The following is an 11799-nucleotide window of genomic DNA, read 5'->3' as shown; positions in this document are numbered from 1 at the left end:
GTTCCCGGCCCAATATCTCCACCGCCGTCCCTCGCTTTGGCTCAGGACGTCCATAACGACGTCCTTATGGACGTCTCTTACGCGCTCACATCACAGCAAGGCAGGCGGCCTCAACCGGTCGGTTACGGACATAGGCGTGGTTTCCCCGCTGGCGATGCCGATGGCAACGGACCGGGGCACGCTATCCGCTATGCCGGGGCAGGGGACAGCGGAAAATGGCGCAACGCGGGTTTGTGCGCGTGGTCAGGGGTGGATCAACGCGAAAAGCCCGGCGCTTCGTCGAAAGCGCCGGGCTTTTCAAAACCGTTATGCCTGATGTCAGCCCTTCTTTTCGGGCGGCAGGGTGATCTTCACATCTTCCCCATTCTGACCGGGGAAGTTGGTGAACATCGCGTCGATCAGGTTGGGCACCAGATAGGTCAGCTTGTTCGACAGCGACTGGGCGCTCGCCTTGCCTTCGAACAGGCGGCGATTGTCGGCCGCGCGGTCAATCTTCATGCTCAGGTCGCTGGTGTAGACGGTATAGCTCGACACGTCGTTGAAACCGCCGCCGCCAAACAGCCACGGATCATAGAAGCCATAGCCCCATCGGCGACCCCAGCGGCCACCGAAACCACCGCCCCAGGGGCCAAAGCCGCCATAGCCGCCGCCAAAGCCGGTCGAGCGCACCTTTTCGCGGCCATTGTCGACATCATAGGCGACGCGCACGATCAGGTCGGCGCGGGCGGGGTCGTTGGCTTGGACATAGCCGGTCTGCGCCAGCCGCTGCCCGACCATGTCGGCATAATGGGCGAATTCCAGTCCGCCGGCGAGCTGAGGATTGTCGGCGACGACGACATAGCTTTGCCCGGCGGGGGCGGGGAGCTGCTGGAAACGCGCGACATCGGCCTTGAAGCCAGTGGTGCAGCCCGACAGCGCCACCAGCGCCAGAGCGGGCGCCGCAATCAGGCCGAACTTCTTGAAACGGTTCATTTTTCTGCGTCCTGTATCAGGCGTGAGCCTTTGAGCATCATTGCGCGTTGCTCTAGCAAAACGCAACTGAACATCGTTTGAACGCGCGAACCGACCGAACGGGCGCAAACCATGTCCCTGTCAAAGCAGGGACGACGCCCGCCCCGACGTCCCGTAACAGCTATGCCCAGCGGCAGGCCATTTAAGCCGACCCTGTGACATTATCGCATCAGCGCATTAAACCCCCAGCGCGTCAGCGCATCAATCCCATCGCGTCATAGGCAGCGCGCAACGTCGGCTCCGCCGCCGCCGCCGCCTTCGCCGCGCCCTTGTCGAGGATCACGTCGAGCGCGTCGTCGTCGGTGCGCAATTGCAGGAAGCGCTCGCGAATCGGGCGCAGCGCCTCGACCAGCACCTCGCCCAGCGCCGGCTTGAACGCGCCGAATCCCTTGCCGGCAAAGTCCGCGCAGACCGCATCGGTCGTCGTGCCCGACAGGGTGGCGTAGATGCCGATCAGATTGTTGGCTTCGGGGCGTCCCACCAGCCCGGCGGCCGTTTCGGGCAGCGGTTCGGGATCGGTTTTGGCCTTCTTCACTTTGTTCATGATGGCGTCGTCATTGTCGGTCAGGTTGATGCGGCTCATGTCCGAAGGATCGGACTTGGACATTTTCGCACTGCCATCGCGCAGAGACATGATCCGCGCCGATTCCTTGGGGATGATCGGATCGGGCAGAGTGAATAGCTCCAGGCCGAAATCGCTGTTGAATTTCGCCGCAATGTCGCGCGCCAGCTCCAGATGCTGTTTCTGGTCCTCGCCCACCGGCACATGGGTGGCGTTGTAGAGCAATATGTCGGCGGCCTGGAGCACCGGATAGACGAAAAGGCCGATTGATGCGCCCTCTCGGTCCTTGCCGACCTTGTCCTTGAACTGGGTCATGCGGTTGAGCCAGCCGATGCGCGCGGTGCCGTTCAGCAACCAGGCGAGTTCGGCATGGGCGGGCACCCGCGCCTGATTGAACAACACGCTGCGGTCCGGGTCGATCCCGGCGGCGACCAGTGCGGCCGCCATGTCGCGCACGTTGCGGATACGCTGCTCGCGCCCTTCATGCACGGTGATCGAATGCATATCGGCCAGGAAGAAGAAACACTGACCCTGGCTGTCCATCTCATCCTGCATCCGCACCCAGTTGCGGATCGCGCCAAGGTAATTGCCAAGGTGCAGATTGCCGGTCGGCTGGATGCCGGAAAGGACGCGCATGTCTGAATCCGTTCTTACTTAGGTTGCACTTTTGCGGCGCATCAGCGCCTTGATGTCGGAGAGCCGATAGGCTCCCGTGACGAAGGAGGCCAGCCCGTACAGCGCCACGCCCGCGCCCACAAGCAGGGCCAGCGCGACATAGCGCTGCACCATCGCGCCAGTCAGCCAGGGATCGAGCAGATCCTCGCCCGCCCAGAGCGCGACGCCCATGATGAGCGCGGCGAGCGCCAGGCGGGGCAGGCGACGGCGCAGCCCCGCATCGGCGGCGAAATGGCCGCGCCTGACCAATGTCCGATAGAGCATCGCGACATTGACGGTGGAGGACAGGGCAGTCGCCAGCGGCGGCCCGATATGGCCCAAGGTCGGGATCATCGCCAGATTGCCGATGATGTTGATCAGGATCGACAGCATCGCATAGCGCACCGGCGTCTTCGTGTCGCCGCGCGCATAATAGCCCGGCGTCAGCACCTTCACGAGAACATAGGAGGGCAGGCCGATCGAGAAGGCCGACAACGCCCAGCCGCACCGCATCGCATCGTCCGCGGTGAAGCGGCCATATTGGAACAGCCCGCGCACGATCGGTTCCGCCACGATCAGGAAGGCTACGGTGGCGGGCAGGGTCAGGAACAGGGCAAGCTCTATGCCCCTGTTCTGCGTCTCCATCGCAGCAACGTCCTGCCCTTTGGACAACATGCGCGAAATGGTGGGCAGCAGGATGGTGCCCAGGCCAATGCCGATCAGGCCCAGCGGCAACTGGTTCAGCCGGTCGGCATAATAGATATAGGTGATAGACCCCGACGCCAGCAGCCAGCCCGACAAAGCGGTGGAGATCAGCAGATTGATCTGCGACGCGCCAGCCCCTGCGGCGGCCGGCAAAATCTTGCGCAGCAATTCGCGCACGTCGCCATCAAGACGCGGTCGCTTGAGCGTCATCGACACGCCGGCGCGCCTGCACGCCCAGATCAGCCAGAGCAGTTGCAGCGCGCCGCCGATCGTGACCGACATGGCCTGCACCCGCGCCGTCTGATATTCGTCGGCGCCATGGAAGAACCACAGGCCCGCGATCATCGCGACGTTCAGCAGGATCGGCGCGGCCGCGTTGACCCAGAATTTGTCGAGCGAATTGAGGATGCCGCCCAGCAGCGAGGCAAGGCTGATCAGCGCTAGATAGGGAATGGTGATGCGCGAGAGCGTGACGGCGAAGGCGAATTGCTCCGCGCTCGGATTCTGCCGGGCAAAGCCGCCCGACAGCGCCCAGGTGACGGGCCAGGCGGCGGCGATCAGGATGAGTGTGAAGAGAATGAGGACCGGGAGCAGCACCGCCAGCGCGCGCTCGGCAAAATCATAACCGGCCGGTAATCCGCCCTCGCCCGCTGCCTTTTTATTGAACAGCGGAATGAAGGCCGCGGAAAAGGCGCCCTCGGCAAAGAGCGCGCGAAACATGTTGGGCAGGCGGAAGGCGACGCCGTTGAACGCGTCCGACGCGAAACCCGCGCCGACATAACGCGCGGCGAGCGAATCGCGCACCAGCGCCAGCACCCGGCTGACCAGCGTAAGCCCGCCCACCGAGCCAAGGGCTTTGACCAGCTTCATGGTCCAATCCCTCCAACGAGCAAAAGCCGTTCGTCCTGAGTAGCCACTGAGCGAAGTCGAAGTGGCATATCGAAGGATGGTTGCGCGGATGCTTCGATACGGGCCTTCGACAAGCTCAGTCCCTACTCAGCACGAACGGTTGTCTAAATGAATCAAGCGTGACCGGCCGGTTCGCCGCTCGTCACTTCCATCTGCTGCGCCTGTTGCAGGTACAGCGCGCCGAAATCGATCGGGTCGAGCAGCAGCGGCGGGAAACCGCCGTCGCGGATCGCGTCGGCCAGCACGCGCCGGGCGAAGGGGAAGATCAGGCGCGGCGCTTCGGCCAGCATGAAGGGCTGAATCTGGTCTTCGGGCACGTTGCGCATTCCGAAAATGGCGGCGTAGAGCAGTTCGACGGCAAAGGCGGTGCCCTGCGGCGCGACCGCCTTCACTTCGATTTTCAGCGCGATTTCGAGCACTTCATCGCCGACCTTTTCGGCGCCGATGTTGAACTGGACGTCGATCTGCGGCTGGTCCTGCCACTGATAGACCGCAGGCGCGTTCGGATTTTCGAACGACAGATCCTTCACATATTGGCTGATCAGCGCAATCTGCGGCGCGGTGTCGGCGCCATTGCCCAGATTTGTGGTGATGTGATCCGTTTCGTCGGCCATGCTCTTCCCTAGACTTTCGCTGTTGGCGGCGGCCTCAGGCCCCCGGACAATGATGACCCGCGCGCTTAGCAGGGGCTTGGGATCAGGGCAATGGCGCACCCTGGCGAAACGCCGTGCGATGCGCCATTTGAAGTTGGGTGCAAACATGCCTATGTTGGCTGGAACATTGTCCCACGCAAAAGGGTATAGCCTTCCGTGTATGTGATCGTCATCCTCGCCATGATCGCCGGTTTTCTGGCGCTGCGGCTCTATTCGGTGCTCGGCAAGCGTACGGGCCAAGAACAGGAGCCCGCGCTGCGTCCTGCCGATGAACGCGCCAAGGTGACTGTGCTGCAACCCGGTCCGGTCGCGCAGAATAGCGGCGACTCAATCCGCCTGGCCGAAGGTCTGATCGCCCCTGGCGCGGAAAATGGCGTTCGCGCCCTGATCGCCGCCGACCGCAGCTTCGATGTTCCCCAGTTCGTGGATGGCGCCAAGAGCGCCTACAGGATGGTGCTGGAAGCCTTTTGGCGCGGTGACCGCGATGAACTGGCCTGGCTGTGCGACGATGACGTCCGCGCCTCTTTCGAGGAAGCGATCGCCGCGCGCGAGGCTGACGGCCATGTCCTCGACAACCGTCTGGTCCGCATTGAAAAGGCGCAGATCGTCGAAGCGTCGCTCAACGGCCGCATCGCCGAAGTCGCGCTGCGGTTCGAGGGCGACATCGCCGCCGTCACCCGTGACAAGGACGGCCATGTCGTCGCTGGGTCGATGACCGACGCGGTCGGCACCAAGGATGTGTGGACCTTCACCCGCGATATTCGTAGCGCGGACCCCAATTGGAAGCTCAGCGAAACCGACGACGTCGCATGATCGCGCGCCATTCGGGGGGGGCGCTGCTTGCGGCGCTGATGCTGTCCGCCTGCGCGGGCGGTATGATTCCGCCCTCCGCCGATGGTCCCGCACCTGTGCGCCCGATCCCGTCGGGCGAAGCCGCGACCCGTCCCGTTCCCGCCACGCCGCGTCCGACGCTGCCGGTTGAACTGCCGACTGACCCTGCGCTGGACAAGGGAACGGCAGCAGGGCTGGGCGTCACCCGCGGTCCCGACATCGCCAGCCTGATACCGTCGGGCGAACGCGCCCGTCTCGCGCTTCAGGCGTTCCGCATTTCCTGTCCGACGCTGATGAAGCGCACCGACGCCAGCGGCCTGACCAAGGGGTCCGACTGGAACAATGCCTGCGCGGCCGCATCCAGTTGGCCCGAAGCCTCGGCCAGCGAATTTTTCTCCCGCTATTTCGAAGCGGTGCAGGTCGGCGACGGCGCGGCCTTCGTCACCGGCTATTATGAGCCCGAAATCGCCGGATCACGCACCCGCCAGCCTGGCTATGAGGTGCCGATCTACCGTCGCCCGACCGACCTGATCGACGTCGATCTCGGCCAGTTCAGCGACAGCCTGAAAGGGCGGACGATCCGGGGCAAGGTGAACGGGACGAAATTCGTTCCCTATGACGATCGCGGCCAGATCGTGTCTGGTGTCCTTGCCGGGCGCGGGCTGGAATTGGCCTATGCCGCCGATCCGGTGGAATTCTTTTTCCTCCAGGTGCAGGGCAGCGGCCGACTGAACCTGCCCGACGGCGGCGTCATGCGCATCGGCTATGACGGGCAGAACGGCCGCGACTATACGGGCATCGGCAAGCTGATGAAGGATCGCGGCCTGATCCAGGCCGGGTCGATGCAGGACATCATGCAATATTTGCGCGCCCATCCGGCCGAGGGCGCGGCTATCATGAACGAGAATAAGAGCTTCGTCTTTTTCCGCGAACTGACCGGGGCAGGGCCGATCGGCGCGCTCGGCGTGCCGGTGACGGCCGAAGCCACGGTGGCGGCCGATCCCAAATTCATCCCGCTGGGCGCGCCGGTGCTGCTCTCGCTCGACCGGGCCGAACCGGCTGGCGTGTGGATCTCGCAGGATACCGGCGGCGCGATCAAGGGCGCCAACCGATTCGACAGTTTCTGGGGCGCAGGCGCGCGGGCGCGGGGCATAGCGGGCGGCATGTCGGCGCGCGGCAGCGCTCTGGTGCTGCTGCCGATCGGGTCGGCGGCGCGCCTCGTCCGACCCTGATCCGCGCCATGGCCCGGCGTCGCCTGTCCAGCGAGGAGGAAGCGCTCTGGTCGGCGCTCGCGCGCACCGTCCGCCCGATCCGACCCAGCCCCCGCGCGCTCCCCGTCACCCCGACGACGGCGCCGCTGCCGATCGAACCGCCGGTCAAGACAAGGTTAACGTCGCCACCGGCCCGGACCCTAAAAACGCCCCCTGTCGCGCCGCCCGCACGGACCCCCGCAGCGGTGCTCGATACTGGCTGGGAGCGCCGAATCCGTAGCGGCAATGTCACCCCCGACACCAGCATCGACTTGCACGGACACACGCTGTCTTCTGCACATGCGCGCCTTAACCAGGCGATCGCCGCCGCCCTGTCGCGCGACGCTCGCGTGCTGCTGGTCGTCACCGGCAAACCCCCGAAAAGCGCGGAGAGCGAGGGAAAGGGGCGCAGGGGCGCGATCCGTGGCGAAATCGGCCATTGGCTCGAAACCAGCCCCTATGCCGATCGTATCGCCAGCGTGCGTGTCGCCCATCCGCGCCACGGCGGCGACGGCGCGCTCTACCTGATATTGCGCCGCAAAAAGTGACGTTTTCAGGACGTTTTGCTGACCCTTTCTTAACCACTGTCCTTCATATCCGACTGATCGGGGGCCTCGCGTCGGGGCCGGTATCGGGCTGGGAGGCACATGCAGGGCGTGACGTTGAAAAGCCGCGCTGCCGCCTTCGCTTGTGCCGCGGGGGCGCTGGTGTTCATCCTCTCGCTGGTGCTGGGCTATACGCCGGGCCAGGCAGATGACCTGATCCAGATCGGCCGTTCGCTCATCATCGCCATATTGTGCGGCACGATGAGCTGGGCGTCGGCCCGGCGCACCATCGCCACCGCCGCCACCGCCATCGATGCCGCCACCGAACGCCTGCTGTCCGCCGCCCATGGCGACCTGCAATCGCGGGTGCCGGCCGAAATCGGGCAGGAATTGCCCGATCTGTCGGTCGCGATGGAAAGCCTGTTCAGCCAGGTCCGCACCAATCTCGACCATGTCCAGACACTGGCGCTGTTCGACCAGATCACCGGCCTCGCCAACCGCACCAGCTTCTGCCGCCAGGTGGAGCGGCTGTTGGCCGAGCGCGACGATAACGGCCTCGCCACCCTCTTCTTCATCGATCTTGACGGGTTCAAGGCGGTCAACGACACGCTGGGCCATGCGGCCGGCGACCAGTTGCTCGCGCGCGTCGCGGGCCGCCTGCGCGAAGTTGTGATGGCGCAGGTCAGCGCAGGCGGGGGCGATGCCGTCATCGGGCGCCTCGCGGGCGACGAATTCGTGCTGTTCTTCCCCCATCTGTCCGGCCCGGCCGCGGCGCAGCGGATCGCCCGCGCCATCCAGTTCGCGTTGGGCGAGCGGTTCGACCTTGGCAGCCAGCATGTGGACCTGGGCGCATCGATCGGCATCGCCTGCCATCCCGACCATGGCGCGACGCTGGCCGATCTGCTGTACGCGGCTGATATCGCCATGTATCATGCCAAGCATCAGGGCCGCGGCCGGGCGGAAATCTACACCGACGCGCTCGCGCTGGAGGCGGAGGACCGGGCCGAGTTGGAGCGCGACCTGCTGCGCGGGCTGGAACGGGACGAATTTCTGCTGGAATTCCAGCCGCAGATCGACGTCGCCAGCGGCCGCGCGGTGTCGGCCGAAGCGCTGGTGCGCTGGGCGCATCCGCAGCGCGCGCTCGTCATGCCCGGCGCCTTCGTGCCGGTGGCGGAGGAAAGCGGCGCCATCGTCGCGCTGGGCGACTGGGTGATGAGCCGGGTGTGCCAGACCGCCGCGCGCTGGGCGCAAACCGGCGTGCATCAGCGGATCGCGGTCAACATCTCCACCCGCGAACTGGCGCAGGCCGACTTCTTCCTGCGCCTGCGCCACGCCATCGCCACCCACGGCACCCCGCCGGCCATGCTGGAGCTGGAGATCACCGAATCGCTGGCGATGGAGATGGACCCGTGCGTGCTGGACCAGTTGCGGGCGTTGCGCCGCGACGGCGTGCGCGTCGCCATCGACGATTTCGGCACCGGCTACTCCAACCTGTCGCGCCTGAAGGAACTGTCGGTCGACCGGGTCAAGATCGACCGCAGCCTGGTCCGCGACATCGCCACTTCCGCCGAAGCCCGCACCATCTGCTCCGCCGTCGTCGGCCTCATTCAGGGGTTGGGCATGGAAGTGGTGGTCGAGGGGATCGAAAGCGAAGCGCAAATGGACGTGCTGCGCGTCATCGGCTGCACCCTGTTCCAGGGCTATCACCTCGCGCGCCCGACCGGCGAGCAGGATTATCTCGCGCAATTCGGTGCGCAGCCGAGGGGCCAGGTCCGCGACGCGGGGTAATGTTTTTATCCCTCTCCCCATCGGGGGAGAGGGCTGCGCAGACTTGGCAGCTTGCTGCCTAGTCGATGCTGGGAGAGGGGACAGCGACCGGGCGTGGACGCGCCAGCCTCGCGCCAATCCCGCTCATCCAACTGCCTGTTCTCACCCCAGCGCCCGCTCCACCACCAGCGCATAAATTCGCACCAAATCGCGCAAATCCTGCACCGCGACCGCCTCGTCCAGCTTGTGCATGGTCGCATTGTTCAGGCCGAACTCCACCACCGGGCAAATCCGTGACAGGAATCGCGCGTCGGACGTGCCGCCGGTCGTGGACAGTTCCGTCTCCACCCCCGTCACGTCGCGGATCGCGCCGCTGACCAGATCGCTGAACGCGCCCGGCGCGGTCAGGAAGGATTCGCCGCTGATCTTGGCCTCCACCGACCCGCCCTCGACGGCCGCGATACCCTTGATCCGTTCGATCAGCGCCGCCCCGCTATGCTGGTCGTTGAAGCGGATGGAGATGCGCGCGGTCGCGGCAGCAGGGATCACATTATGCGCGACATTGCCGACCTCCAGGTCGGTGATCTCGATATTGCTGGGCTGGAACCAGTCGGTCCCCTCGTCCAGCACCTCCGCTTCGATCGCCGTCAGGATACGCACCAGCTTGGGGATCGGATTGTCGGCCAGATGCGGATAGGCGACATGGCCCTGGCTACCGGTCACGCGAATCCACATATTCACCGACCCGCGCCGGCCGATCTTCACCACGTCGCCCAGCCGCTTAGCCGATGTCGGCTCCCCCACCAGGCACAGGTTCGGGCGCAGGTCGCGCGCCTGCATCCGGTCCATCAGCGCCATCGTGCCATAGGTGGCCGGCCCTTCCTCGTCCCCGGTGATGATCAGGCTGATCGTGCCGGGCAAATCGTCGGGCAGCGCGTCCAGCGCCGCGACGAAGGCGGCGATCGATCCCTTCATGTCCACCGCGCCCCGCCCGTAGAGCAGGTCGCCGCGAATCTCCGGCGCGAACGGGTCGCTGGTCCAGCCTGCGCCCGGCGGCACCACGTCCAGATGCCCGGCAAAGGCGAAATGCGGTCCCGCCCCGGTGGTGCGCCAGGCCAGCAGATTTTCCACCGGCCCGTCGGGCGCTTCGCCCACGGTGAACCGATCCACGGTAAAGCCGCGCGGGACCAGCATCGCCTCCAATGCGGCGAAGACTTCGCCGGTGGCGGGGGTTACGGACGGGCAGGCCAGCAGGCGCCGGGCCAGTGCCACCACATCGTCATTGGTGCTGGTCATGCTCATCCTGCCGCGTTAGCGAAAGCCATGCGGGTTGGCCAGCTTTTGGGGGCCAGCCCCAAGAGGACAGGCCACAGGAGGACCGGCCATGCCACGGATCGACCTGGACAGCATCGCGCAGACGAACAGCACCGGCTATCCCGCCGGCCATGCGGCTATCGTCGATGGGCGATGGGTGCGACGGCTCGGCCCCGCCCACGGCCTCAGCGATTTCGGCGTCAGCCATGTCGTGCTGAAACCCGGCGCTGCCTCTTCCCAGCGCCACTGGCATGAGGATGAGGACGAATTCGTGCTGATGCTGGCGGGAGAGGCCGTGCTGGTGGAGGAGGGCAAGCGCACGCCGATAACGGCCGGCGACATGGCGGCTTTTCCGAAAGGCGATCCGAACGGCCATCATCTGGTCAATGAAAGCGCGGCCGATTGCGTGTTCGTCGCGTTCGGCCGGGTGCCGACGGGGGATTGCCATTATCCCGATATCGATCTTCTCTGGTCGGGCGGGGCCTACCGCCACAAGGATGGGAGCAGCTATTGACGATGCGGATGGACCGGCGCGGCGCGCTGACCGGAATGGGCGCGATGCTCGCGGCGATGAGTATATCGGCGCGCGCCGCGCCTGCTCCCCTGGTGAAGCCGCCGCGGCTGCGCGCGGGCGACATGGTGGGCCTGATCGAGCCGGCGGGGTTCAGCGACGACGCGTTCGACCTCGATCTGGTCAAGGAAACGATTGTCGCCATGGGCCTGAAGCCCAAGGCCGCGCCGCATCTCGCCGGGCGCTATGGCTATCTGGCCGGGACAGACGCGGATCGCGCGGCGGACGTCAATGCGATGTTCGCCGACCCGCAAGTGCGTGCGGTCTTCGCCGTGCGTGGCGGCTGGGGCTGCGCGCGCATCCTGCCCCGGCTCGATTTCGCGACGATCCGCAAAAATCCCAAGCTGCTGGTCGGCTTTTCGGACATCACCGCGCTCCATCTGGCCTTCGCCGCCAAGGCGGGTTTCACCACCATTCACGGCCCCAATGCCGCGAGCAGCTGGGGCGCATTTAGCTGGGACGCCTTCCGCGCCGTCGCGTTCGACGCGGCGACGCCGACCTTCACCACCCCGGTCGGGCAGGAGGATCGGCTGGCGCAGCGCAGCGGCCGCATCCGCACCTTCCGCCCCGGCGTGGCGCGCGGGCGGCTGCTGGGCGGCAACCTCACCGTTCTGGCCGCGCTGATGGGGACGGCTTATCTGCCCGATTTCACCGGCGCGATCCTGTTTATCGAGGATATTGGAGAGCAGCCCTATCGCATCGACCGGATGCTGACGCAGCTGTCGCTGGCGGGCGTGCTGGGCAAGCTGGCGGGCGTCGCCTTCGGCCAATGCACCGACTGCGGGCCGGGCGGTACAAGCTATGGCGGCTTCACCTTGTCGGAGGTGCTGCAACAGCATCTCGAACCGCTCGCTATCCCCGCCTTCCAGGGCGGCCAGTTCGGCCATGTCGCCAACCAATATAGCCTGCCGCTGGGCGTGGAGGCGGAAATGGATGCGAGTGCGGGCACGATCCGACTGTTAGAGCCGGCGGTCAGTTAAGGGGAACACTCTCAGCGTGGGTGCGAACCATAGGCCCCTCCTTTGAA

11 protein-coding genes are annotated in these 11799 nt (G+C 65.7%); 6 read left to right on the top strand and 5 right to left on the bottom strand.

Annotation, left to right across the window (positions count from 1 at the left end):
* Positions 1–318: 318 nt before the first annotated feature.
* The 4 genes from EWH12_RS15890 to secB form a co-directional block, all read right to left on the bottom strand.
* Positions 319–972, bottom strand: a complete 654-nt coding sequence (locus EWH12_RS15890) for a DUF4136 domain-containing protein (RefSeq protein WP_129927185.1) — start codon at positions 970–972, stop codon at positions 319–321.
* A 232-nt stretch (positions 973–1204) separates the two neighbouring features.
* Positions 1205–2209, bottom strand: a complete 1005-nt coding sequence (gene trpS, locus EWH12_RS15885; RefSeq protein ID WP_129927184.1) for a tryptophan--tRNA ligase — start codon at positions 2207–2209, stop codon at positions 1205–1207.
* Positions 2210–2227: 18 nt separating this feature from the next.
* Complete coding sequence (murJ, locus tag EWH12_RS15880) at positions 2228–3802, bottom strand: murein biosynthesis integral membrane protein MurJ (protein WP_129927183.1); 1575 nt, start codon at positions 3800–3802, stop codon at positions 2228–2230.
* A gap of 152 nt (positions 3803–3954) precedes the next feature.
* Positions 3955–4455: a protein-export chaperone SecB gene (secB, locus tag EWH12_RS15875; RefSeq protein ID WP_066604907.1), complete on the bottom strand. Its 501-nt coding sequence runs from the start codon at positions 4453–4455 to the stop codon at positions 3955–3957.
* Between the two features lie 195 nt (positions 4456–4650).
* Here secB and EWH12_RS15870 point away from each other — a divergent pair, with 195 nt between their 5' ends.
* The 4 genes from EWH12_RS15870 to EWH12_RS15855 all read left to right on the top strand — a co-directional run bounded on the left by EWH12_RS15870 (position 4651) and on the right by EWH12_RS15855 (position 8908).
* A complete protein-coding gene (locus EWH12_RS15870) occupies positions 4651–5307 on the top strand; it encodes a Tim44/TimA family putative adaptor protein (protein ID WP_129927182.1) in 657 nt (218 codons plus the stop codon).
* Positions 5304–6557: a murein transglycosylase A gene (gene mltA / locus EWH12_RS15865; protein ID WP_129927181.1), complete on the top strand. Its 1254-nt coding sequence runs from the start codon at positions 5304–5306 to the stop codon at positions 6555–6557. The genes EWH12_RS15870 and mltA overlap by 4 nt, the downstream gene beginning before the upstream one ends.
* An 8-nt stretch (positions 6558–6565) precedes the next feature.
* Positions 6566–7123 (top strand): Smr/MutS family protein, encoded by a 558-nt coding sequence (locus tag EWH12_RS15860; RefSeq protein WP_129927180.1) that lies wholly within the window; start codon positions 6566–6568, stop codon positions 7121–7123.
* Positions 7124–7222: 99 nt separating this feature from the next.
* Positions 7223–8908, top strand: coding sequence for a putative bifunctional diguanylate cyclase/phosphodiesterase (locus EWH12_RS15855; RefSeq protein WP_129927179.1), 1686 nt, complete (start codon positions 7223–7225; stop codon positions 8906–8908).
* 141 nt (positions 8909–9049) lie between these two features.
* Here the strand turns inward: EWH12_RS15855 and dapE are convergent, their stop codons facing one another.
* Entirely contained in the window at positions 9050–10189 is a 1140-nt protein-coding gene (gene dapE / locus EWH12_RS15850; protein WP_066600271.1) for a succinyl-diaminopimelate desuccinylase, read from the bottom strand.
* A gap of 82 nt (positions 10190–10271) precedes the next feature.
* Between dapE and EWH12_RS15845 the strand changes: the two genes are divergently transcribed.
* Both EWH12_RS15845 and EWH12_RS15840 read left to right on the top strand, forming a co-directional pair.
* A complete protein-coding gene (locus EWH12_RS15845) occupies positions 10272–10715 on the top strand; it encodes a cupin domain-containing protein (protein ID WP_066600272.1) in 444 nt (147 codons plus the stop codon).
* 2 nt (positions 10716–10717) lie between these two features.
* Positions 10718–11752, top strand: a complete 1035-nt coding sequence (locus tag EWH12_RS15840; RefSeq protein ID WP_207212419.1) for a S66 peptidase family protein — start codon at positions 10718–10720, stop codon at positions 11750–11752.
* The last annotated feature ends 47 nt before the right edge of the window (positions 11753–11799 follow it).

This window comes from Sphingobium cupriresistens (genome assembly GCF_004152865.1).
GTDB classification, from domain to species: Bacteria; Pseudomonadota; Alphaproteobacteria; order Sphingomonadales; family Sphingomonadaceae; genus Sphingobium; species Sphingobium cupriresistens.
This window is presented reverse-complemented; position numbering and strand designations above follow the sequence as displayed.